The sequence below is a fragment of the Pseudoalteromonas sp. Of7M-16 genome, from assembly GCF_022347805.1.
GTDB lineage: Bacteria > Pseudomonadota > Gammaproteobacteria > Enterobacterales > Alteromonadaceae > Pseudoalteromonas > Pseudoalteromonas luteoviolacea_F.
Genome location: NZ_JAKRFY010000011.1, coordinates 112,229 through 136,486, shown reverse-complemented (window position 1 = coordinate 136,486; position 24,258 = coordinate 112,229). Strand labels below are relative to the sequence as shown.

General features: G+C 42.1%; 25 protein-coding genes. 7 read left to right on the top strand and 18 right to left on the bottom strand.

The features are described from left to right. Positions 1–94: 94 nt before the first annotated feature. Together MHN81_RS13365 and MHN81_RS13360 are read left to right on the top strand one after the other, a co-directional pair. Positions 95–676, top strand: coding sequence for a TetR/AcrR family transcriptional regulator (locus MHN81_RS13365; RefSeq protein ID WP_239425951.1), 582 nt, complete (start codon positions 95–97; stop codon positions 674–676). A gap of 214 nt (positions 677–890) precedes the next feature. Further along, complete coding sequence (locus MHN81_RS13360) at positions 891–1,760, top strand: winged helix-turn-helix domain-containing protein (protein WP_239425950.1); 870 nt, start codon at positions 891–893, stop codon at positions 1,758–1,760. Positions 1,761–1,935: 175 nt separating this feature from the next. Here the strand turns inward: MHN81_RS13360 and MHN81_RS13355 are convergent, their stop codons facing one another. Both MHN81_RS13355 and MHN81_RS13350 read right to left on the bottom strand, forming a co-directional pair. Next, entirely contained in the window at positions 1,936–2,733 is a 798-nt protein-coding gene (locus tag MHN81_RS13355) for a methyltransferase domain-containing protein (protein ID WP_239425949.1), read from the bottom strand. 7 nt (positions 2,734–2,740) lie between these two features. Continuing rightward, positions 2,741–3,496: a Nif3-like dinuclear metal center hexameric protein gene (locus MHN81_RS13350; protein ID WP_023398539.1), complete on the bottom strand. Its 756-nt coding sequence runs from the start codon at positions 3,494–3,496 to the stop codon at positions 2,741–2,743. A gap of 165 nt (positions 3,497–3,661) precedes the next feature. Between MHN81_RS13350 and MHN81_RS13345 the strand changes: the two genes are divergently transcribed. Then, complete coding sequence (locus MHN81_RS13345) at positions 3,662–4,129, top strand: VOC family protein (protein ID WP_023398540.1); 468 nt, start codon at positions 3,662–3,664, stop codon at positions 4,127–4,129. 47 nt (positions 4,130–4,176) lie between these two features. On the opposite strand, the gene yghU is transcribed toward MHN81_RS13345, so the two are convergent. Beyond that, a complete protein-coding gene (gene yghU / locus MHN81_RS13340) occupies positions 4,177–5,046 on the bottom strand; it encodes a glutathione-dependent disulfide-bond oxidoreductase (RefSeq protein WP_239425948.1) in 870 nt (289 codons plus the stop codon). Positions 5,047–5,476: 430 nt separating this feature from the next. Here yghU and MHN81_RS13335 point away from each other — a divergent pair, with 430 nt between their 5' ends. Both MHN81_RS13335 and MHN81_RS13330 read left to right on the top strand, forming a co-directional pair. After that, complete coding sequence (locus tag MHN81_RS13335) at positions 5,477–5,911, top strand: hypothetical protein (protein ID WP_023398542.1); 435 nt, start codon at positions 5,477–5,479, stop codon at positions 5,909–5,911. 39 nt (positions 5,912–5,950) lie between these two features. After that, positions 5,951–8,608, top strand: a complete 2,658-nt coding sequence (locus MHN81_RS13330; RefSeq protein ID WP_239425947.1) for a glycosyl hydrolase family 18 protein — start codon at positions 5,951–5,953, stop codon at positions 8,606–8,608. A 145-nt stretch (positions 8,609–8,753) separates the two neighbouring features. On the opposite strand, the gene MHN81_RS13325 is transcribed toward MHN81_RS13330, so the two are convergent. The 6 genes from MHN81_RS13325 to MHN81_RS13300 form a co-directional block, all read right to left on the bottom strand. Further along, on the bottom strand, positions 8,754–9,392 hold the full coding sequence (locus tag MHN81_RS13325) for a GrpB family protein (RefSeq protein WP_239425946.1): 639 nt from the start codon (positions 9,390–9,392) through the stop codon (positions 8,754–8,756). Between the two features lie 13 nt (positions 9,393–9,405). Beyond that, positions 9,406–10,260, bottom strand: coding sequence for a sulfotransferase (locus MHN81_RS13320; RefSeq protein WP_023398545.1), 855 nt, complete (start codon positions 10,258–10,260; stop codon positions 9,406–9,408). A gap of 222 nt (positions 10,261–10,482) precedes the next feature. Beyond that, the gene (locus MHN81_RS13315) at positions 10,483–11,769 is read right to left on the bottom strand and encodes a coproporphyrinogen-III oxidase family protein (protein ID WP_239425945.1); all 1,287 of its coding nucleotides are present in this window, start codon (positions 11,767–11,769) and stop codon (positions 10,483–10,485) included. 36 nt (positions 11,770–11,805) lie between these two features. Further along, complete coding sequence (locus tag MHN81_RS13310; protein WP_023398547.1) at positions 11,806–12,051, bottom strand: phosphopantetheine-binding protein; 246 nt, start codon at positions 12,049–12,051, stop codon at positions 11,806–11,808. Then, the gene (locus tag MHN81_RS13305) at positions 12,048–13,388 is read right to left on the bottom strand and encodes an AMP-binding protein (RefSeq protein ID WP_239425944.1); all 1,341 of its coding nucleotides are present in this window, start codon (positions 13,386–13,388) and stop codon (positions 12,048–12,050) included. The genes MHN81_RS13310 and MHN81_RS13305 overlap by 4 nt, the downstream gene beginning before the upstream one ends. A gap of 359 nt (positions 13,389–13,747) precedes the next feature. Beyond that, positions 13,748–14,431 carry a helix-turn-helix transcriptional regulator gene (locus tag MHN81_RS13300; RefSeq protein ID WP_023398549.1) on the bottom strand — a complete coding sequence of 228 codons (684 nt, stop codon included), beginning with the start codon at positions 14,429–14,431 and terminating at the stop codon, positions 13,748–13,750. Positions 14,432–14,702: 271 nt separating this feature from the next. Here MHN81_RS13300 and MHN81_RS13295 point away from each other — a divergent pair, with 271 nt between their 5' ends. After that, on the top strand, positions 14,703–15,041 hold the full coding sequence (locus MHN81_RS13295; protein WP_023398550.1) for a helix-turn-helix domain-containing protein: 339 nt from the start codon (positions 14,703–14,705) through the stop codon (positions 15,039–15,041). A gap of 407 nt (positions 15,042–15,448) precedes the next feature. Then, the gene (locus tag MHN81_RS13290; protein ID WP_239425943.1) at positions 15,449–16,231 is read left to right on the top strand and encodes a hypothetical protein; all 783 of its coding nucleotides are present in this window, start codon (positions 15,449–15,451) and stop codon (positions 16,229–16,231) included. A 53-nt stretch (positions 16,232–16,284) separates the two neighbouring features. On the opposite strand, the gene lipA is transcribed toward MHN81_RS13290, so the two are convergent. The 9 genes from lipA to rsfS all read right to left on the bottom strand — a co-directional run bounded on the left by lipA (position 16,285) and on the right by rsfS (position 24,195). Next, positions 16,285–17,250, bottom strand: a complete 966-nt coding sequence (gene lipA / locus MHN81_RS13285) for a lipoyl synthase (RefSeq protein ID WP_023398552.1) — start codon at positions 17,248–17,250, stop codon at positions 16,285–16,287. After that, on the bottom strand, positions 17,247–17,900 hold the full coding sequence (lipB, locus tag MHN81_RS13280; protein ID WP_023398553.1) for a lipoyl(octanoyl) transferase LipB: 654 nt from the start codon (positions 17,898–17,900) through the stop codon (positions 17,247–17,249). The genes lipA and lipB overlap by 4 nt, the downstream gene beginning before the upstream one ends. Before the next feature lie 12 nt (positions 17,901–17,912). Continuing rightward, on the bottom strand, positions 17,913–18,191 hold the full coding sequence (gene ybeD, locus MHN81_RS13275) for a DUF493 family protein YbeD (protein ID WP_023398554.1): 279 nt from the start codon (positions 18,189–18,191) through the stop codon (positions 17,913–17,915). 163 nt (positions 18,192–18,354) lie between these two features. Then, complete coding sequence (locus MHN81_RS13270; protein ID WP_036975601.1) at positions 18,355–19,518, bottom strand: serine hydrolase; 1,164 nt, start codon at positions 19,516–19,518, stop codon at positions 18,355–18,357. 146 nt (positions 19,519–19,664) lie between these two features. Beyond that, positions 19,665–20,420 (bottom strand): septal ring lytic transglycosylase RlpA family protein, encoded by a 756-nt coding sequence (locus MHN81_RS13265; protein WP_023398556.1) that lies wholly within the window; start codon positions 20,418–20,420, stop codon positions 19,665–19,667. Between the two features lie 3 nt (positions 20,421–20,423). Beyond that, on the bottom strand, positions 20,424–21,530 hold the full coding sequence (rodA, locus tag MHN81_RS13260; RefSeq protein ID WP_023398557.1) for a rod shape-determining protein RodA: 1,107 nt from the start codon (positions 21,528–21,530) through the stop codon (positions 20,424–20,426). Continuing rightward, complete coding sequence (gene mrdA, locus MHN81_RS13255; protein WP_023398558.1) at positions 21,527–23,398, bottom strand: penicillin-binding protein 2; 1,872 nt, start codon at positions 23,396–23,398, stop codon at positions 21,527–21,529. The genes rodA and mrdA overlap by 4 nt, the downstream gene beginning before the upstream one ends. A 7-nt stretch (positions 23,399–23,405) precedes the next feature. Then, positions 23,406–23,876, bottom strand: a complete 471-nt coding sequence (gene rlmH / locus MHN81_RS13250) for a 23S rRNA (pseudouridine(1915)-N(3))-methyltransferase RlmH (RefSeq protein WP_036975605.1) — start codon at positions 23,874–23,876, stop codon at positions 23,406–23,408. 1 nt (position 23,877) lies between these two features. Then, on the bottom strand, positions 23,878–24,195 hold the full coding sequence (gene rsfS, locus MHN81_RS13245) for a ribosome silencing factor (RefSeq protein ID WP_023398560.1): 318 nt from the start codon (positions 24,193–24,195) through the stop codon (positions 23,878–23,880). Positions 24,196–24,258 lie beyond the last annotated feature (63 nt).

Genomic DNA, 24,258 nt, shown 5'->3' with positions numbered 1-24,258 from the left:
AAGATAGCCTTATTTGAATGATCATTCAAGAGCTATTTTGAACATTTGTTCAAATTTGTTTAAGATATACCTAAATGATTTACCCGAGTAGCCTATGAGAAGTGCAGAGTTCAACCGAGAAGCCGTATTAAGAGCTGCCATGAATGCGTTTATGGAAAAAGGGTTTAACAAGACCAGCATGCAAGATTTGAAGCAAGCGACAGGTCTACACCCAGGATCAATATACTGTGCTTTTGAAAATAAAAAGGGGCTCCTGCTCGCGGCGTTAGAGCAATATAATTTAGATCGAAATATTGAACTGCAGGCCATCTTTAGCAATGAAAAAGATGCAAAAAGTGGGTTAAGTGCTTATCTAGGTAATATTGTGGCTGAGTGCGTAAGCGGTGACCCGACCCAATCTTGTCTAAGTCAAAAAGCCATCAATGAGATTGCGCAGACAGATGAGCAAGCGCAAGCTGTACTCAGTCAACAGTGCGTTATGTGGCAAAGCGTTATGCGAGAGGTTTTTGTCCAAGCTGGTGAAGAGGGGGATCTCAGTGGTGCGCGTTTACCTGAACAACGTGCGCAAAGTTTAATTGTCGGTATTTATGGCCTAAGAACATTCTCTCAGGCGCAAAAAGACCCAGATGTTATATCGGCAATAGCTGAACAATTGCTCATTGATGTTTGTCGGTAACGTCCTCACCTTGACCACAGATATGAGTAATCGTTTGTATTCAGTGAATTTCAATTTAGAGGGATGAACGCAGGCCTCAATCTGGACAATATTCGCTTATATCATTGTTCTATTAGACATTATTACTAGCGATAAAGGCTAGCTCTGTTGAAGACTTTGGTATAGTCTATGAATTCTTTTGGTTATTAGTTAATTAAATGGAAATCATAGTGATATGGAATATCAATTTTCTAATGCAGCTTTAAACATTAGGAGCCAAAGCCTTAAAGTGGATGGTAAAAGTGTTGCTCTGGAAGAGCGCACTTTTAAGTTGTTAGTTTATTTAATTGATACTCGGCCTAAAATTTGCGCTCAGGATGAGCTTGTCGCTCACTTGTGGCCTGATTCAGTGGTTTCACCTTGGTCACTGCCGCGCTTAATCTCCGATACTCGCAGTTTGTTGCGGCGCCTTGGCGTGGATCAAGATTTAATTATCACTGTTCGAGGCCAAGGGTATAAATTCAACCCTGAGATAGTAGTCAGCTTCGAATATGCTTCTGAAGATACCAGGATTCAACTAGAGTTACTCAGAGCAGAGCATAGTTCAGATGGGGCACATTTGAAGTTTTGGATAGGTGTCACTTTACTGATGTGCTCAGCATGTATTTGGTTAGTGATAAACCAGTCAGTTATACATCAACAAAATGCAGGCTTCAAAGTCAGCGAACCGACAGATGCGAAAGGACGTATTTTGTGGGTAGACGACAACCCCAAAAATAATGTCAAAGAGCAAGGTTATTTTTTGCAGCAAAAAATAGGTGTTTACAACACCACATCAACCCAAGAAGCATTGTTACTGTTAAGTATGTACGAGTATACCGTCGTGATCTCTGATATGGGACGTGATGGAGAACCCTTGGCTGGATTAAAGCTGCTTAGAGCGATGCGCTCAACAGGTGATCAGACGCCATTTTACGTTTACACATGGGTTGATTCAGAAAAACAAAAAGAAGTCATTTTGTCAGCGGGCGGGCAGGGAGTTGCTACAAAAAAACGGCAGTTATACGATTATATATTGCTGCACTTTAGTGATGAAAAAATTTAATTTAAAAATTTAAGTTTATGATTTTAATGCTTTTCAATTTAATTCAAAGGGATTCAAGGGACAAATTCATGCAACTATGTCAACGTTGAATGGCTGCTCTCTTACAGCAAATGTCTTGGCCTTAACATTGATACCGTGGTGGGTATTTTGTGTTAAGGCCGCTTTCTTTTACCTTCTATCGGTCCTGCTTCAAGAGCAAGTGGGTGTACCTGCCAATCGAGGCATATGGCTCCGCTCTGTTGTATTTAAGTTCAAGTGCCAGTAGTTCTTCGAATTGCTCATCTGCTTTATTAAGTTCACGTAAATAGTCGTGAAAACAGCGAACGCCTGTCTTGCTTAAAGTGCATAAACATAGTTCGGCGAGCCAACTGTCTACATGTTCACTTTCAAGGGGTTGGTTTGGGCTCAGGCCCACTTTCTGTTTCACTTGAAGACCGTTTGATACATAATCAAAATTACCGTAGACCATATTGGCCAACCGTTGTGCTGATTTGTTAAAGTACATCAAGGACAAAACACCATCTGGCTTTAAGCAATTATTAAGGATTGTCAAAGCCGCCTTTTGGTCCACAACCCACTCTAGTACGGCATGGCAAAGTACAAGATCAAACTGCCCAAGCTCTAATTCTGTGAGCTGTTGCAGCGGTGCATTGATAAACGACAGTGATGAAATTTCCCGTGCTTCGGCGCGCTCTTTGGCAATGGCCAACATTTGCGCAGAGATATCAAGTAAAATAACCTTATGGCCGAGTTCAGCTAAATATAGCGACAGTTGCCCTTGTCCACCCCCAACATCTAAGATCCTGAGTGGTTTATTGTCGAAGTGTTCGCTCAGTAATTCATTCAAGTCTCGTTTTAGAACCGCTTCTCGGATCTTGCCTTTACTCGTGCCGTAAATGTTATTTTTAAATTTTCCGGCAATATCGCAAAAATTGCGGTCCGTTGGCACGGAGGTGGAGTGCTTTTTAGCCATGTTATATTTATACCGGGTTATTGATATCGACAAATTCTACATCTAGGTCGTATTTGTCGGCTAAGTATTCACCCAGGGCTTTCACCCCGTAACGCTCTGTGGCGTGGTGTCCAGCTGCAAAAAAGTGGATCCCTTGCTCATTGGAGCTGTGAATTGTTTGTTCTGATGCTTCGCCGGTCAGGTAGGCATCGATACCTTGACTCGCTGCTAAGTCGATGAAGCTTTGGCCGCCACCTGTGCACCAAGCAATGGTTTTAATGAGATGGTCGCCAGCTTGATTAACGAGCGGCTTTCGATCCAACTTATCTTCTATTAGTTTCGCGAATTCATCTACCGTCATCGGGTTTTTGAGTTTTCCTTTAACTGCAACACTGTTTTTGTTCCACGGCTCTAATGGGCGTTCAATTTCTAGGTCTAACAATTTTCCGAGCTGTGCATTGTTTCCAAGCTCTGGGTGCACATCAAGGGGTAAATGATAAGCAAGAAGATTGATGTCATGCGCTAAGAGGCTTTGGATTCGGCGTTTTTTCATGCCTGTAATTGATTGCTCTTCGCCTTTCCAAAAATATCCGTGATGTACCAAAATGGCGTCGGCGTTCTTTTCTATCGCGACATCAATCAACGCTTGGCTAGCGGTGACACCGGTAATTACTTTTGTGATGTTGTCTTTACCCTCGACTTGTAACCCATTTGGACAAAAGTCATTTATCTGGAAGGGCTTGAGTAATTCAGTAAGTTGGTTGACTAATTTTTTGCGCTGCATAATGACCCCTAACGGCGATAAAAACGCATAGTTTAGCGTTTTTTTTCACGAAGAAAAGCGGATATTCAGATTGGTAAAACTTGGTTTTTGTGGTCACAGTCGTTTGTGCTTTGCAATAAATAGACTAATTTTATTCAGACTAACTAGCAACTGAGAGACACTACAATGGCCGTGAACGCAATTCCCGAAGGCTATCACGCTTTAACACCATATCTTATTGTGCAGGGTGCTACACAGGCAATTCAATTTTATCAAAAGGTATTTGCAGCCGAGTTGGTATTACAAATGAATATGCCAGATGGTGGTGTTGCCCATGCAGAGCTTAAAATAGGTAATTCTCACCTCATGATCAGTGATGAATGTCCCGACATGCATTTTAAAGGGCCCAATCAACTTGGCGGTACGCCCGTTACTTTAATGCACTATGTTGAAGACGTGGATATGGTATTTTCTCAAGCTTTGGCTATGGGAGCAAAAGAACTCAGAGCGGTAGAGAATCAATTTTATGGCGATAGAGCGGGAACACTTGAAGATCCATTTGGCCATATATGGACGATCGCTACGCATATTGAAGATTTAAGTGAATTGGAACTGCAAGAAAGGATGAGTGAATATATGTCTAAGCAGGGTTAACAGCGAGCGGGAAGCCTCATTCAAATGAGGCTAACGCAGTAACCTTGTTACTTAGCTGTGTGTATATCTTGGGACTTTGATTCAAAATCTTGGCTGTCATGGCGCTCATGAAGCTGCTCGTGCTCTTCCCCCCACGTGCGATTTACCATTCGCCCTTTTTTTACAGCAGGTCTTGCGGAGATTTGTTTAGCCCAACGGATCACGTTTGGATATGCCTGCACGTCTAAAAATTCAGCGGCTTCATATAGACCTCCTTCTACAAGTACCCCATACCAAGGCCATATAGCCATATCTGCTATGGTGTAGTTATCGCCACACAGGTAGCGATTATTCTGCAAATGAATATTTAATACGTCCAACTGTCTTTTTACTTCCATGGTGTAACGGTCTATTGGGTACTGAAATTTTTCTGGTGCATACGCGTAAAAATGGCCAAATCCACCCCCCAAAATAGGTGCTGAACCCATTTGCCAAAATAGCCAGTTAAGGCACTTTGTTCGATCTACAAGTTTGTCAGGGATAAACTCAGAGAACTTTTCTGCTAGATAAAGTAAGATTGAACCTGATTCAAACACATTTATTGCAGGTTGGTGTGTGGTATCGACCAAAGCGGGGATTTTTGAGTTCGGATTAACATCTGTAAACCCGGAAGAAAATTGTTCACCCTCCATGATATCAATGAGAAATGCATCATATTCTGCTCCATTGAGCCCTTTTTCAAGCAACTCTTCTAATAGAATAGTGACTTTAACTCCATTTGGGGTTGCCAATGAATACAATTGCAAAGGGTGTTTACCTGTTGGCAGTGGTTGGTCAAAACGGTGACCAGCTGTAGGCCTATTGATATTTGCAAATTTACCGCCATTTCCAGCTTCCCATTGCCACACTTTTTCTGGGGTATAGGTGTTCTGTGCCATATCGTTTCCTATATGTTTAGAAAAAACTTTGAAGTATCGACAGATGACCGTGATGATTTGAATTTTAGTTCACGTAGCAAGAATTACTTTGCATGATTGCTTATCTAGACGGTTTGGAAAAATTGCAAGACTTCCAAGGACGTATAAGTATCTACGTTTTTTAATGTCGTCAAGGCGTGGCATTGAATGTTATTTAGTCAATTATTTTTACTATTTGTTTTTGAGGAAATTAACTTTGTTCAATTTTTATAAGCTTGAATTTCAACTTGGTAGGGAAATTTATAAGTATGGGTGCATGCAAAGAAAAAGAGATTGAACTGCGGTGATTACTTTTTAGTCCCTAAAGTGGGTTGTGTTTTGCGTTATATTCGGTACATTGGTGTTAACAGTATTTTTGTTTTGTTAATTAAATTCAGAGAGACATGAGCTCATGCGTATTTCTTTTCGTCCAATCATCTTATTTTTGACACTTCATTGTTCTTTTCTTGTTCACGCTGATGACAGCGCTGTCTCTGATGTGGCCAATGTCAAGGAGCAAGCTGCCGAGAGGCGTATTGCAGGATTATGGCATGACGTAAACAACAGTAATTTTGCCAATGGTCATTTGATAGTGTCGCAACAGGGTAGTGAAATCTTTACTGCACATTACCTTGAATTCAAAGGCATACCTTTTGTTGAACATGGCGCTGGCAAGAGAGAGCAAGATACCATTACGGTTAAGGTCCAAGTAACACAACAGATCCCAGGCTGGACAACTGAAGGTGTCCATACCTTAACTTTGTCTGATGACGGGCAATATCTAATAGGAGAGTATTTTTCAGGTGGTAATAAAGGCCCTCTGAAATTTAAAAAGGCAGGCAAATAATAACCTGTAAAACAAGAAAAACATGTAGAAGGAAATAAAATGAAAAAATCACACAACAGGGTATTAAGCAGAGTGAAGCAAGCATTGCTTCTCTCTGGCTTTATGGCTTCTCTTCCTGCTTTTGCTGCGGTACCTGGCGCACCAAAAGTAGAGTGGATGGTCGAAAAACATAGTTTAGTAACAATTACAGATTCACTGGCATATAAAGATGTCGTCGTCGCGCCAAGTGTTGATGTTTCTGTGCCTTGGTCAAAGTGGACTGGGGAAGCTGGCGAAACAGTTAAGATTTTACTTGATGGGCAAGTAGTACATAGTAGAGTTTTGACTGAGGTAGGCAGCTCGCAATCGGGTGTAGAAACATTAACATTTACAAAAGGCGGTAAATTTAATTTAACCGTGCAGCTGTGTAATCTGGACGGATGTAGTGACAGCACTAATAACAAAGTGCTCGTTGTTGCTGATACAGCAGGGAGCCATTTAGATCCACTGCCAATGAAGGTAAATGATCCTCGTTTTCCGATTGAAATGACAAACCGATCATACGTCAACACAACGGGTAAAGTTGTCGCAGCGTATGCGGCGGAATGGTCCGTGTATCGTGTAGAGGGAATGGACTACTACATCGATAATATTCCGGCGGAAAATTTAACCCATATTTTTTATGGTTTTGTCGCTATCACAGGTCCTAATGAGTCTTTTCAAAAAGAGAACCCAACTGGCTACAATACGTTTCAACGTGTTGCCGCTGGATTAAATGACTTCGAACTTGCGCCACCAGATCCTTGGGCTGCTTATATGAAGCCTGTTGGTGACCAAGTGAATCAAGATGCTATCAAGGGTAACTATGGTCAGATGATGGCATTGAAGCAACGCTATCCCGACCTTAAGATCATTCCATCTATTGGCGGATGGACTTTATCTGATCCTTTCTACTTTATGGCCGATGATGCCAAGCGAAAAACGTTTGTTGAGTCATGTCGTAAATTTTTGAGAACATGGCAATTTTGGGATGGCATTGACATCGACTGGGAATTCCCAGGCGTTGCGGCGGCAAACCCTAACCTAGGTTCACCAAGTGATGGCGCAACTTATATCAAACTGATGAAAGAGCTTCGCGCAATGCTAGATGAAGAGGAAGCACGTACAGGTCGAAAATACGAGCTAACATCTGCCATCAATGTCGGTTTTGATAAATTAGAAAAGGTCAACTACGGCGAAGCGATTAAGTATATGGACTATATTCTTATGATGTCCTATGACTATTTTGGCGCTTGGGACTTAGAAGGTCTAGGTCACCAAACCGCGGTTTATCCTTCTGATTTCAAACCTTCTGATGTACGTACAACACAATACAATCTAAAAACAGGTATTGATCTGCTCAAGGCGCAAGGAGTACCGGGTAATAAACTGATCGCGGGTATTGCAATGTATGGCCGAGGCTGGACGGGTGTTGAGCATACGCCTGGTACACACCATATGCAGGGCACTGCAACTGGACCATCTGCACCAGCGGATGCATTTAAACTTGAGCCGGGCACGTTAATGTATGCAAACATTGCGCAGTGGGCAAAACACCCCGATTGGGAGTACCACTACGATACAGTTGCGCAGGCACCTTATATTTACCGTCCAAGCACGGGGGATTTGATCTCTTACGATGATCAAAGATCGATAAAAGCGAAAGGCGAACTTGTATTCCAAGAAGGCCTTGCAGGTATGTTTGGTTGGGAAATTGATACCGATAACGGCGACATCTTAAACTGGATGCATGAATCTCTTGGACACCCACTGGTTGACGGCTCAAACCGAGCGCCTGTGGTCAACGCCGGTGCGGATCAAAGTGTATTGTCCGGGTCCGTTGTCAAGTTATCTGCAACAGCCAGTGATGCGGACAATGACGCGTTGACCTATCAATGGCAACAAGTGTCAGGCCCTGCGGTGACGCTTGGTGTAACAAGCGCACTAAACGTAGAATTTGTTGCGCCTGATGTAATTGGTGAAGCCACAATTACATTGCGCTTTACAGCCAATGACGGCAAAGGCGGTAGTACAAGTGATGAAGTCGTTGTTACGGTGCGCGATGGTGTTGTAAATACACCACCTGTAGTGAATGCCGGTGCAGATCAGCAAGTTGAATCAGGCACTGCAAACGTATTATTAGATGGTAGTGCGACATCCGATGCGGATGGTGATGCACTTACTTATGCTTGGACTCAAGTGTCAGGTAGCACGGTTGTATTGGTAGGCGGTGATACCAATAAGGCAACCTTTGCAGCTCCTCAAGTAACTCAGGCTGAACAATTGGTGTTCCAGCTAAGTGTTTCTGACAATGGAGTGGACAACTACACGGATACTGTGACGGTGACTGTGACGCCAAAAGGGACTGGTGGGCACCCTGCGTATGATGCATCTGCAATTTACAATACCGGTGACCGCGTCAGTCACTTTGACCAAGAAGTGAAGCAAACTCTTGTTTGGGAAGCCAAATATTGGGTATCTGGTGTTGAGCCGACGCGTTTTGCTGATGCTTGGAAATTGATTAGCCAAGCTGAGTTTCCATGGCATGTAAACGTGGCATACAACGCTGGTGAAGAGGTAAATCATTGCGATGCGTCTAACCTGTGTGCACGTTATCAGGCACTGTGGTGGACTAAAGGTGATGAACCTGGAAAAAGTGGTGCATGGAAAAAGCTTTAATGCTAGGTAACATGGCCTAACAAGACCATACAAAAATAAACCTTAATGGCAATACATCAGTGTCACTTCATCACAAACTGAAGAAGTGACACTGTTTTTTTGAACGAGAAAAGCCCCACCCTATGACCCATCAATTGACTTACATTCATGGTTTAGCCGTTGCTAACCAGCGTTTTGCATCGTTTAGTATGTCGCAGTAAATGTCAATTTTGCGTACAGAGTATGACAGCATGTCAGAACTTGATGCAAAAGCGTGATCTTTGAACTTTTGATATTTAGCGATTTGCTTTTTGTTTGAATTAAGATAATTACGAAAAAGGATGGCTTCGCTAAAGCAGGGGAGAGCGTGATGGGCGAGGTGTAATACATAACATTTACGAGACTCGACTTTCCAGTACCAACTACATTGCGTATGAATTGGGCTTCTGCCATAAAATGTATAACCCAATTGTGCTAGCGCAGACTGTACGTGAATGTCATCGGGTTCATAGGGGGTTTTAGCAGCAATGTCGATGATATTTTTTGAACACATACTCGGGATTGAAGTGCTGCCTATATGCTGAATTTCTGCCAACTTTAGTGTATTACTTTGCTCAACTAAACACCGTCTTTCATGCGCAAACCACTGCGGCCACTGCGGGTTGTAAGGGAGCTGATCAAACCCAACATCGGGCATTTTTAAGGAGAGCAAATGAAGAAATTTGGTTTCAACGGCTTCGCCATTGAGGTGTTCGTGTCTATGTTTCAATCTCTTGAGTAGCGTTAAATAGTGTAGATTAATCATGACTGTCCTTTATTTATCGCTCGTACCATAAGCTGATTAAATCTCGATCTAGTAAATTCGCAGTGGATTGAATATCGGTGTAATAGTAGTCCATGAGGTACTGCTTTAGAGATTTACTCATCGAAGAGACTTGCCCGGTTTTGTGTACACGAACGTGGTTGCGGTGTAGCTTGTTGCGAATATTTTCAGGTAATTGCTTGAGCTGACGCAGTACAGTATTGCGGATTTTGAGTGTGGCCTGTTGTTGGTCAATCTCGATATCATCAAAGGGGACTGTGCCTATGAAGTCAAAGGTTTCGGCCATGATGCGGTGCGTATCTTGAATAAAATCATCAAATAAAATCACTTTTACATTTTTGCCAAAGACTTCTATGTAGCGTTTGACGTGTTGATAGTAACTGGCATTATTCAAATATTGCAGCCCGTCGTGAAAGTAGCTCGCTGGTGGAATACACTTTCCTTCTCGCCTATTTTGGCAAAGTGATATAGCGCGCTCAAGATCAGCTTGATCTTCATTTCCAGTGCGTAAATAGAGCGAGTGAAGCGACTGTATCTGCTCCCACGGGCGGCGCAGCATAATAATGATTTTTGCGTCTATACAATGTGTGTGAATATTGTGCGCTGCAGCTTTACTGGTGAGATACCACACCGAGCCTTCAGCATTGATAGGTGAGTTGACGAATAACTTTAGATAGTCATTGGTTTCAGTGATTGTATGTGGTTGCACCATCAGATCTGTTGCGAAGTAGTGGGGTTCTTTCAAAATAGATACATGTATTGACGGGTGTTGCTTTAAGTACAGGCACATAGCTGTTGTGCCTGAGCGCGGTGCGCCGACGACAAATAAGTTTGGGTAGTTATTTACCATGTTGAACTTTCCTTATTTTATTGGAGTGTCACCACGATGAGTCCGATTAGATTTTGTTAAACCCGTTTCATTTAGTGGATTTTTACAATCATTGAGGGGGTAATTTTTAATGTATAAGAACCTGTCAACTATCATGTATACGCCTCAATAGACACTCGTAATAAAGGCGACGGGAACCCAAGTCAGGTGTCTACCGCCATAGAGTAGTGTACGGTTTGGCAATTAAGCGAATGAGTCTAAAAAGTGCCGACTAAGCGCTTTACCTACAAAATCGCCATAAAACACACCTTTGTTTGTCATTTTTATTGTGTTCTCTTGTACAGCAATAAAATTTTGCTCTATTAATTTTTGTAGCATCACATTGTTTGGGGATAATAAATCAACTCCGTGTTTTGCTTTGAGCCATTTGCAATCAAGGCGAGATGTTTTCATGCCCAGTACTATGTCTCTGGCTATCAAATCCATTGATGTGAGCTTTGCACCTCGCTCAACGGGCAACATATCTCGGTCGATAGTTGCTTTATACTTCTCTAGCCTCGAAGTGTTTTGAATGTATTCCCTTTGTAAAGACGAAAAGGCCGAAACGCCAAATCCATAGGTATCTTCACCTTGCCAACGCTGATGTAAATGCTTTTGTTGGTAATCACCATTTTTGGTAAAAGTAAAAAATGTAGAATTTTGATAGCTATGAGCATGAAGTTGCTCAATGGCATAATCCATAAACGCCATTTCTTGGTCATCCGTTGGTAGGATGATGCTGTTTTTATGTAGATCACTAAAGTATTTTGAATTTTGATAAAGTTCCATTTTGTAGACAGTGATCGAATGAACATTGAGCGCAATCGCGCGGTCAATACTGTATCGCCAGCTGTGTTCGGTTTCCCCCTCCAACCCACTGAGTAGGTCAATATTGACGATAACACCGGTATCGAGTGCCCGCTGAATGGCTTTTATGTTCATCGTTTCAGTGTCTTTTCGGCCTGTCTTTGCGACGACTTCATCGCAAAAAGACTGGATCCCAAAACTAAGACGCGTAATACCAAATTGTGCGAGCTCTTCTGACTTCTTTTTATTATACGTAATTGGCTCCACCTCAAATACAAACTCAGATAAAGCCATTGTGTAATGTGCGCTTAGGGTATCCATGATCTGGGATAGATGACGCGCTTTTAATAAACTCGGTGTACCCCCGCCAAAGTAAAGCGTATCGACCGGACGTTTAGACCATGCATATTGCTTCGATACTAGCGCGATTTCTTTACATAGGTAGTCGACATAATTGTCTATATCCTGCTGGTTACTCTCAGACAACTCTATAATTTTGAAAAAACAGTATCTGCATCGCTGAATACAAAAAGGAATGTGGATATACAGATTTAGTCTGTCGTTATCCAGTGCTTCAGATTGAAATGTGCCTTTCCAGTAGCGACTAGGCGGATAAGTGGTCATAAAGCCTTTGCGGTTCAGATCACTGACAGGCAGCTGCGCTTCGTCGTTTTTAGTTTCCATATTGGCTTCTTATACTTAGTGTCAGAGTCAACATGGCTATTTGCCACTGTGCTTAGCGATGATCTGCGACACTTTTTCAAGATTGTAAAAATTCTCGAAAGTTAGTGAGTCATGCTCAAATTCAACATTGAAGGTTTTTTCTAACAGTAAGACAAACTCGGTGAATACAATAGAGTCCATTGCCAAGCCATCTTCAAAAAGGGGGGTTGTGTGGTCGAATTCGTCATAACTGAGATTCACATCGAGTTTTTCTACGACAAGCTGTTTTAATGCATCAATCATATTTCTGATCCCTCATAAAGTTTTGTTATTTCTTTTCGGTTAATTTTTCCACTGCTCAGCTTTGGCAGCTGCGGGAGGACAATGACCTTTGCAGGCATTGCGTAGGGCGGTAAATAATCAGCTAATTGTTTGCGGAGAACTTTGGGGTCTGCCTGAGTGCTTGACCCAACAACTGCAACAATAGTATGCCCCTTTATATCTTCTTTGCCCTTTATTAGGACGACATCCTCTATGTCTTGATGTCTTTTGATTTGAGTTTCCAGTTCAGAAAAGGCAAGTAAACGGCCATCTCTATTTACACTAAATGTGTCTCTTCCGATAACTCTAAAGCCACTATGCTTTGAAATTGAGACGAGATCTCCCGTTGTGAAGAGTGACTGTTGTTTTGGTTGGTGCAAATAATAGTCAAACCCAAAAGGATGCTTAACAGTGAGTTTTCCCTTGTCTATTTTGACTTCTACTGCGCTCAATGGAACAACCGCATCATTGATCTCTTGACCGGCTTTTTGCACTTCCCCAATTGCGATGACTCCCAATTCGGTAGACCCATAAAGGTTAAAAATCTGCTTAAATTTGGCCGTGGCTCGAGTATATTTATGATTGCCGAAACAGTCTCCGGCGCTGACAATAAATTGATAGACCAGATCGTGATTTGGCTTATAGAGCAAGCCATCTAGCATATGGGGAGTGAGGTAAATAACATTTGGAACAAAGTGATGTTCGACAGTTTTAAATTTAATAATATTAAGGTTGCTTGTTATATGAACTGTAGCGCCAACAAGCAAACTAGGTAACAGGGCTGCACCAAAACCATACATATGGTGAATCGGAACAGGAATAAGGACGCGATTCTCATGGTCAAGCGGCAGGCGCTCTAACACATTAAATGAGTTGGCGACCAAATTTTCTCTCTGATGCACGACTACCTTTGGAGAGCCTAAACTGCCTGAAGTAACAAAATAGACCGCACCCGCAATCGTTGTAGTATTACCCCTATCATGTTTGTTGAGTGTGATGTGTGTTAAATCACTGTGATAGTGGGCGGACATACGTAATTGGTCTCCAAATACGTCGCCATCAAACTCAGTGTGATTGCCAGGTAATAAAGCAAAATTTATGTCGGTGCTCAATAAGGCCATCAACATCATTAAATGCTCAATTGACTGATCGCAGCAAAATGCAATCGGTGGGGTTAACTTGTTATCTAAGAGCCAGTTTCGATAAGTATTGATACGTAGAATTGCATCTTGATAGCTTATTTGTTGGTGATCATCGCTCAAGGTGTTTTCTAATGCACCCAATTGTTTCCATGTATCAAAAATATCAATAAATTTCATTAGCCGACTACCTTGTTCACAGCATAATGGTCAGTCTATCGACCTGAGTTAGCATTTAATAAAGTAAAATATTTCTATATGTCACCATCATATATGGCGGTTTGTGCTAGTTACATAAAGAATACTTTATTTTAAATTGGTTGTTTTTTTATTTGATTTTATTGTGGTTTTTTGAATTTTTTAAGGTGTAAAATTTTACAGTTACACACTTAAAGGTCATGCTGATGGATGAGCGTAATTAAAGTGTGGTAATGAACATGCAAGCTTTGAGGTGAGAAGGTGTTATTAATTGGAGCTGCGATACTTTATACCGCAGCTAATTTTTGTCTTTTAAGGTGCTGTGCGGTGTTTGAAAAAAGCTAAGTTAAATCTTTACCAATCCACACTACTTTTCCGATGATCTCCAACTGCTCCATTTCGTCGGGTTTTACGACTTGTTCTACATATTCTTTATTATCGCTGATAAGCCTCACCGAGCCATCTAAGTACTGTTGTAGTCGCTTGGCATATAGTTCTTCACCAAGTCTTACTACATAGATCAGACCTTCGCTGAGCTTCTTGTCACTCAAGTCAACCAAAATGGTGTTGTTATTGTGAATGGTTGGCTCCATAGAGTCGCCTTTGGCAAATACAACTGCCAATTTACTCTTTTCGAGGTTCTTGTACTCGAGCCATTTTTTTCTAAATGCTAAATGCCTCGATACTTGCATTTGATCATTAAAGGCGCCGTGTCCTGTGCTAACTGAGACATGGTAGCCTGGCACTAATACAAAGGCGTCATTGAACTCATCCAGTTTTACAATTGGGTGTAATGTTGAGTCAGGGGCGCAGCTCTCTTCTCCTGTGATCAACCACAATAAACTCACTTGTGCTTCACTGGAAATCCTTTCAATAATACTGAGCTTAGGGTCTTCGCCTTTTAATATTCGACGCAAAGTGCCTTCAGAAACATCAATTTTTGACGCAAATGCCCTGATACTGTGAGGCTTTATAGCTTCCTCTACACGTTCAGCCAGGGTATTTAGGTAACTTTCTCCGTCCATAATGGGTTTCATTTCCTACATCACATCTATTTAAGCGTCAATTTGGACATTATAAGGAGCTTTAAAAATAAACTCAATGCAATTTTTTACGCAGGAATAAATTTATTAGCGGTTGTGGTGCGTAATATTTTGCTCTATACTTATTAAAAAATTACGCAGACCGAGCTTTAGTACGGTTCAGTATGCATTAATTACGGTAAGTTATAACAGTTAGTAGGGCACTTTTGAGTGCAAACGTACTTGCTTGCGTAAAAAAATAAGGAAAGTGAATATGGCCAACCACCCAACATTTAATACACAAATGAAGTCTAGACTATCTCAGCATCTGGTGTCTGCTCATAGCGGTGCTGACTTAAGTCCAAAACCTGTCAAGTTAGTGCGTACACCAAAAGGCGCGCAATTATTAAAGTATGCACGAAAGTGTAGGGGATATACACAAGCTGAATCAGCTGCTTGTTATGGTATAGAGGAGCGTACGTTAAGGCGCTGGGAAAACAATGAATATAACCCGAGATGGAATGATGTTATTTCATTGATTGAAGATGTGTATTTAATGGATATTACTCAAGTTATTGAAGGGGTAAGAAATGACTCCGAAATAACTGCGTAAATAGTTACGCGTGTGCTGTGTATCATAAGTTCGGTTAGTTTATTACGCGCTTACTGATCCTGCGTAATATTATGACCTCTCTAAACAAACCCCCAGGGTTTGTCAGGTAAGCCAACTTGTAGTTTTGGTGACTGAGAAATTAGTTTTTATGATGGATTTTGGTGTTTTACATAGGATAGCTGATTTTTTCTAATGACTTCTTATTAAACTCAAAGGGTTCCCGTATCGCCCTTTGAGTGAATTTTTAATTTGTTGATTTAAATAAGAAGATTTTCAAATTCAGGGTGTTTATTCGGAGATAAAGGCTTTTGATATTAGAGAATTTGCCTGTTAACTTTTTACTCAATGGATAGCTGAGTAAGCAGTACAGACTACAAATTTTTTTCTCAATATGAAAGGAAATTATTATGTCTTTATCTAAATTATCACTGACCATTGGTACGTTATTAGCGAGTTTAAATTCTTATGCATCGGTACAAAATGTGGCCGATGTCGATGGTTATGAACGCACAACCAGTTACGCCTATGGACCCGTCAGTAGTGTGGCTATTACAAGTGAGCATGCCCACAAACTGATACTTAACGTACAACTTAGCAACGAATTTAGTCGCTGTGACAATGCCAATGTGTATTCCAATCGCACACATACTAATCTTGCGAGTTTAAATGTCTCTATAAACTCCCATGTGCTGACTAGTTTGACGATGGAAACGGAGTTCAGCGATGAAAGTGCACTGCAAGATCCTAAGACGGTTCATATCGGGTGTACTGACGAATTTGGGCAGGAGTTCAATGTGTTGGTCAATGTACCAGGCGCGCCAATTGTCGATTGGCAAGTTTCTTTACAGCCTGCCGGTAAGTTTATTTATATACCGTATTCATATGGCTATCATTCAGCATATAAGATTGAAAGCCGTCTTAGTGTTAATAACCAAAACACGCAGTCTTACTGTACAACTTTGGCAAATCGGAGTGTATCGCTTGGGTTATTTCATGGCGAAGACCGCAAAGGTCCTTTTCATTCGGATGTATTTATAAAAAATGAAGTATTGACGAATCCAGCGCATCAAGTTTTGTATCAAATTATCGAGTGTGAAAATGCGGCCGGAAAGACCATGGCAGTGAAGGTCTTCAATTTGACAAACCCCAATCACATCCATTTATGGGAAGATCAGTTGATAGTTAAATAAAAGGTAGGGTAAAAAGCAAGTCGTGAGACTTGCTTTTTATGGGTAAAGATAAACTACTTAACTTCTTTACCAGCAGCTTGTTGATCAGCATGGTAGCTTGAGCGAACGAATGGGCCACATGCAGCATGTGAAAAGCCAATTTCGTCTGCGTAGTCTTTTAGTGCGTCAAACTCTACTGGTGGCACATAGCGCTTAACAGGTAAGTGGTGCTTCGAAGGCGCAAGATATTGACCAACTGTCAGCATATCAACATTATGCTCTCGCAGATCTCTTAGTACTTCTTCGATTTCAGGGATCTCTTCCCCTAATCCAACCATCAAACCTGATTTAGTTTTTACTTCAGGGTGTGCTTCTTTAAATCGACGTAACAACTCTAAAGACCATTTATAGTCAGCACCTGGACGAGCTAGTTTGTATAGTCTCGGTGCTGTTTCTAAGTTGTGGTTGAACACATCAGGTGGCGTTTCAGTTAAGATCTCTAGTGCACGGTCCATACGACCGCGGAAATCAGGAACTAGGATTTCAATGGTAATGCCTGGGTTATGTTTGCGGATCTCTCTAATACAATCTGCAAAGTGCTGGGCACCACCATCACGTAAATCATCTCTGTCAACAGAGGTGATCACCACATATTTGAGCTTCATATCTTTGATGGTAAGTGCTAACTTCTCTGGCTCTGCCGCATCAGGTTTCAGCGGACGACCATGTGCCACATCACAAAATGGACAACGACGAGTACAAATAGCACCTAAGATCATGAAAGTTGCTGTACCGTGATTAAAGCATTCAGACAAATTAGGGCAAGACGCTTCTTCACAAACAGAATGTAAGCCATGCTTTCGCATAGCGCTTTTGATCCCTTCGATTCGCTCACTTGATTTTGGTAAGCGGATCTTTAGCCATTCTGGTTTGCGGAGCATTTGCTCTCGTTCAGTTGGTAGTACTTTTACCGGGATCAATGCCATTTTTTCAGCATCGCGTAACTTTACACCCGGTTCCATTTTGACTGGTTTACTCATTCGTTCTCAAACCCTTCAGTGTGAACAACATGCTCAGCGTTAATGCGCTTAAGCATATGTTTGATGAGCCCTTGACCCGCTGTATCGAGCGAATCAGGCCCATTTATATCGCTAGTTTGTACCATCTCCATGCCGGCATAGCCGCATGGGTTAATACGTAAAAATGGACTAAGGTCCATATTGACATTGAGTGCAAGCCCGTGAAATGAACAGCCTCTTCTCACTCTTAATCCCAAAGAAGCCACCTTACGATCATCGACGTAAACGCCTGGAGCGTCTGCTTTAGCGTAGGCATTGATATTATACTCTTGCAAGGCATCAATAATGGTTTCTTCGAGCCAAGTAACAAGTTCACGCACGCCAATTTTTAGACGTCGCAAATTGAATAGCACGTACATCATTTGCTGCCCAGGACCGTGATAAGTTACTTGGCCACCTCTATCAACTTTCACAACAGGAATATCTCCCGGCGCAAGTAGATGCTCTGCTTTACCAGCTTGACCTTGAGTAAATACAGGATCGTGTTCAACGAGCCAGATTTCATCTGGCGCAGATTCATCACGTTGATCTGTGAATTGCTGCATTTTTTGCCATATTGGCTCGTAACTTTTTCGTCCTAGATGACGAATGATGACATGATGGTTGCTCATGGACTTCCCTGATTACAATACGTAACGAACCGCTTCGATACTACCTAACTCGGTATATATCTGCTCAATGTGTTCTTTTGACGTTACCGTTGCAACCAAAGTCACAGACTCATAAGTACCCTTGCTGCTTGGCTTTACTTTTGGAGCGTAGTCGCCAGGTGCAATAGCTTGCATTTTAGTCAGAATTTGATCTGTCAGATCTACGTTTGCTAGGCCCATAATTTTAAAAGTAAACGGACAAGGGAATTCTAAGTACTCATCAAACTTAGTGTTTTTTACAGGTGTTACCATGACGGTTTCCTCACTACAGATACTAAGCGATGATTGTGTAATGTGAATTGTTTTCACTTAGGCATCATCACCTCAATAATGCCGGGCATTCTATCATTTTTGCAGCAAAAAAAAACGCCTCTAGTAGAGGCGCTGTTGCATTATATACATACTCTGCACAGGGTTATTGCATGATCTGTAAACGTAAGTAGTCGTATATGCGACTGAAGAAACTGCCTTCTTCGATTTCTTCGAGTGTCACAAGTGGATACTCGGCGATATCTTCCCCTTCAAGTTGCAAGAACAAAGTACCTACAGTACTGCCCTTTGCAAGGGGAGCTGTCAACGTTTGATCCAACTCAAAATGTGCTTTTAAATTCTTACGCTGGCCACGAGGAATAGTAATGGGCGTATCTTGTGTGATACCCAAAGAAACGGTTTCTTTGTTACCCATCCAAATACGTTGATCTGCAAAGCTATCACCTGCTTTGTAAGGTGTAATGGTTTCAAAAAATCTGAAGCCGTAGTTTAGCAGTTTTTTGCTCTCTACTTTTCTCGCTCGTTCACTCTCTGTGCCCATTACCACGGCTATGAGTCTCATATCGCCCTTGGTTGCAGAAGTGACTAAGCTGTAGCCTGCTTCTGCGGTATGGCCGGTTTTGATACCATCCACATCTAAGCTTGCATCCCACAGCAGCGAGTTACGGTTATATTGCTTGATACCATTAAAAGTAAATGATTTTTGCTTATAAAGAGCATACTCATCAGGAACATCTCGGATCAGCGCAGCCCCTAGCGTGGCCATATCTCTGGGCGTAGTGAATTGCTCAGGAGCATCTAAACCATGGCTATTGATAAAATAGCTATTGGTCATACCCAGCTTTTCAGCATGTGCATTCATCAAATCAGCAAAAGCACTTTCACTGCCAGCTATATGCTCGGCCATTGCAACACATGCATCATTTCCTGATTGAATAATGATGCCGTGGTTTAAATCATCAACGCTGACTTTCTTCCCTACTTCTATAAACATTTTTGAAGATTCAGGGAAATTTTTTGCCCAGGCCTTTTCACTGATGGTAACCATATCATTAGGAGAAATATTTCCAGCAAGAATTTCCGTCCCAATCACGTAACTGGTCATCATTTTGGTTAAACTTGCAGGTAAAAGCTTAGTATCAGCTTCTCCTTCAGCGATGACTTTACCTGTCGTGAAGTCGACCAGGAAATAACCTTTCGCGCTCACTTGAGGTGGAGAAGGTATGATCTGTGCACTTGCCGAAAACAATGACAAAGAACACACGACACCAAGGATTTTTTTAACTACTTTTGGTTTAAATACTGTCATCATGCTCGCTTTTTAATTAGTCTGGATAGTCGTTCTATTGTTAGACTAACCAGTAGATTTTATTTTTGTACTGCATACTACATATTATACCTATCTGGAGGCATTAGTCGCGGAACAAAAAATATGTAATTCAGTTTTAGAATATTTTAAAGTTCATACTCTGTGTAAAGCAAGAAAGCTTTATTAAATTCACCTTCTTGTAAGGTTTGTAGCACTTTTTGTGCTGTATGGTCATCCAAAATGGGTCCAAGTCGCAATTTGTAAAGATTATCTTCAAATGCGATGGGTGTACCTAGTTCAAATTTATTAGAAAGTTGCACAGCCAATGCCTGTACATTTTCCATACTACTGCCAGCGGCAACTTGCACATAAGTTAAGCGTGGATTTTTGCGGTCAATAGTAATTGCCTCAATCTTAACCTCAGCTGTACCTTGTAAATGATAACCCAGTTTGTATGCGGCAGCATAAGAGAGGTCAATGACCCTATCATCATGAAACGGCCCGCGGTCATTCACCCTAACAATGGCGCTCACGTTATTTTGCAAATTGGTGACTCTGACAAAACTGGGCAAGGGCAGCGTTTTATGAGCAGCAGTCATGTCAAACATGTTGAATGTTTCACCATTGGATGTGTAGTAACCATGGAATTTACGGCCATACCAAGACGCAGTTCCTGTTTGTGTAAATCCTTTTTCATCTGACATTGGTGCATAGTGTTTGCCAAGCACAGTGTAAGGCCGCCCAGCACTGACGCTTTTTGGCTCGTTTGTGACTTTGGCATCCTGCATTTCGAGCTCTGTCGGGGCACGCAGCGGTGCCTTGTCTTGGTTTGTATGATATCGACTGCTACATGCGCTGAGAAGTAGTAAAGCAGTCAAAGGAATAAGGACGTTTTTCTTCATAAATTACTTTAGTAACATTTTTTTATCTGTTGCTATTGCCATAATGATACCGAAACCAGCCATCAGTGTAACCATTGATGTCCCACCGTAACTGATCAAAGGTAGTGGCACACCAACAACAGGCAATAAGCCGGATACCATGCCGATATTGACAAAAATATACACAAAAAAGGTGAGGGTGAGCGCGCCCGCAAGCAACTTACTAAATGCTTCTTGTGCATTGACAGCAATGTAAAGTCCACGGCCGATTATAAATAAATACACACTCAATAGCATGACGACACCAAGCAGACCAAACTCTTCGCTTAATACTGAAAAAATGAAATCAGTGTGGCGCTCAGGCAGAAATTCGAGCTGTGACTGTGTACCATGCAACCAACCTTTGCCCTCTATTCCCCCTGAACCGATGGCTATTTTTGACTGAATTATATGATATCCAGCACCTAGCGGGTCACTTTCTGGATCGAGCAAAGTCAAGACGCGCTGTTTTTGGTACTCGTGCATGACAAAGTGCCACATTGCAAACGCCCCGGGAATAGCCAACAACACGCTTGTTCCGATTAGACGCCAGCTTAAACCAGACAAAAACAACACAAAAATGCCAGAGCTGGCTATCAGTAAAGAGGTTCCCAAGTCAGGCTGTTTTTGGATTAAGATTGTAGGGACTAGTACGATAGCAAACCCGATCACTAGGTGAAGTATTTTAGGGGGTAATTGTTGTCGACCTATATACCACGCAACCATCATAGGAACGGCTAACTTCATAATTTCTGATGGCTGAAAACGCGTAACACCAATATCTAGCCAACGCTTTGCACCATTGATGGTAATGCCAAAAAAGAATACCCCAATGAGCATAACCAACCCCACTGTGTACAGTGGAAAGACCAACCTTTTTAATGTGTTAGGGGAGATTTGGGCCATTACAAAAAGGGCGATAATGGCACCAAGCATCCGTGTTGCATGACGAGCCATCATGTCCATGTTTTGGCCGCTGGCACTGTAAACGACGGCTAAACTACCAATCATCATGACAAGCAGTGCAGCTAGCAGAGGAAAATCAATGTGAATTCGTTGCCAAAATGAACGGCGCTTTCTCAATTGGTTCATTTACCCTCCGTGTCGCTTGGGTAGGACTCAAAATAATAATCCATAAGTTTACGTGCGATTGGGGCCGCAATAGTTGAACCACCCCCTTGGTTTTCAACAATAACGGTGACGACAATTCTGGGGTCATTAAAAGGCGCAAATCCTACATAAATGCCATTATCTCGATGTTTTTCTTTTAAGCTTTCAGCATCATACTTTTCACCTTGCGCAATACTCACTATTTGTGCAGTACCTGTTTTACCAGCAGGATCATAGCTTGCTCCTTTAAATGCTTTGTGTGCTGTACCAGTCGCTTTTTTGACTGTGTTATGCATGGCATCAAGGGCAATTTGCCAATTATGGGGATCTTTTAACACGACAGGTGGTTTTTCCTCAGTATACATCTGCTCCACGTTGTTATTTTGTTTTGCAACTTGCACTAAGTGAGGCGGACGATGAATGCCTTTATTGACCAAAATAGAGACCGCATTGGTTATTTGCATTGGTGTCGCGGTCCAATATCCCTGGCCGATGCCGACAGAGATGGTATCTCCTGGCCACCAAGACTCTTTGAAGCGTTGTCTTTTCCATTCAGTGGTCGGCATGATCGCTGGGGTTTCTTCATGTATATCAATCCCCGATAAATCACCAAACCCAAACTGGCTCATAAAATTGCTAATTTTAGTGATGCCAAGTTTGTAAGCAGTTTCATAAAAGTACGTGTCACATGACTGCTCAATGGCTTCGTAAACATCCACATGGCCATGCCCCCAGCGCAACCAGTCACGCCAGCGGTGTTCTACATTGGGTATCTGGAAAAATCCAGGATCCCAAATTTTTGTGTTCTCTTTGACCACCCCTTCCTCTAAAGCCAAAATAGCAAGGTGAGGTTTGACAGTGGAAGCTGGTGCATATCGCCCCTGAGTTGCGCGATTGATTAGTGGCCTATCTGGATTAAGCAGCGCGCGATAATCTTTGCTACTGATACCATGAACAAATAAATTGGGGTCGTAACTAGGGTTTGAGTAGAGCGCTAGGATCCCACCATCTTTGGGATCCATAACGACAATGGCCCCACGCACGCCCTCAAGCACTTCTTGGGCAATTTTTTGTAGTCCAATGTCTAACGTCAATACCAAGTCTTCTCCAGGCTTTGGGTGCTCAATGCTCAACGAACGAATAATTCGGCCGCGATTATTGACTTCTACGCGTTGAGAGCCCACTTGGCCATGGAGGCGTTGCTCATAAAACTTTTCGATCCCGAGTTTGCCAAAGTCATGAGTGGCACGATAATTTTTGGCAAGCCCTTGAGATTCTAGTTCACTGAGTTCTTTTTTGTTGAGTCGAGATACATAGCCTAAGGCGTGGGTCAGTGCGTCACCATAGGGATAATGTCGGGCTAACCTCGCTTCAATACTAAAACCGGGAAAGCGATGCTGATTGACCGCGAAAATTGCGACCTCTTGTTCGTTGAGACGTGCCTTAAGAATTTGGCTTTTAAAGCGCCGAGAGCGTCGATTACTTTTTTTTACAGCTGCTTTTTGCGCTTCTGTAATATTGATAATTTCACCGAGTTGTTCCAGCGATAATGTCAGGTCGTCAACTTGCTCAGGAATTACTTCTAGATTATAAACTGGCCTGTTTTCGGCTAACAGGACGCCATTTCTATCGTAAATTAATCCGCGGTTAGGGGCGATAGGAATAACTTTAATGCGATTATCATTGGAGCGGGTTTGATAAGTTTCGTGCTTTTCAACTTGTAGCGTATAGATGTTGTTAAGCAGCACACCAATAAGAATAACGACAAAAACGAAGCCAACAAAAGCGCGTCGTGCAAACAGGTTGGCTTCAGCGCTATGGTCGCGGATCGTTGGCCGGTTTTTTATCATGGATGGCTTATTCTCTGTGATACGGGTGGTTGTTATTTAAGCTCCAACCTCGGTATAGACTTTCAGCAACGACAATTCTTACCAGAGGGTGGGGCAATGTTAGGTTGGAGAGCGACCATTTTTGCTCCGATGCGGCAATACATTCTGGTGCCAGCCCTTCAGGTCCACCGATCAGTAAACTGACGTCACGACCATCGAGCTGCCATTTTTCCATGTTAGTTGCTAGTTGGTGTGTATCCCAAGGTTTGCCAGTTACTTCTAATGTAACGATGCGATTTCCTTTCGGGATGGCCGCCAGTGTTTTTTCGCCTTCTTGTTGTAAAATGCGCTTGATATCTGCGTTTTTACCGCGCTTACCTGCGCTGATCTCGATCAAGTCTAAAGGCATATCTTTTGGAAAGCGACGTTGATACTCTTTGAAGCCAGTTTCCACCCACGCTGGCATTTTTGTACCAACCGCAATTAACTGAATCTTCACACTAGCCCCAAAGCTTTTCTAGATCATAAAAATCACGAGTTTGGTCTTGCATGACATGCACAACAACGTCTCCCAAGTCAACAAGTACCCACTCACCTACATCTTGACCTTCGTGGCCTAGCGGTGTTTCACCGGCATGACGAGCTTCTTTGGCTACGTGGTCTGCAATTGATTGAACGTGGCGTTTCGAGTTGCCTGAACAAATGACTAAATAATCAGTGATTGAGGACGTTTCGCGGACATCTAACTTCACAATGTCACGGGCTTTCATATCATCGACTTTATCTAGGGCAAAGTCTAAAAGTTGTTTTGAATCCAAATCAGAATCTCTTTACTGTGTACACTACTAATAAGGGCGCAATTCTAACATGTTTTCTAGTAG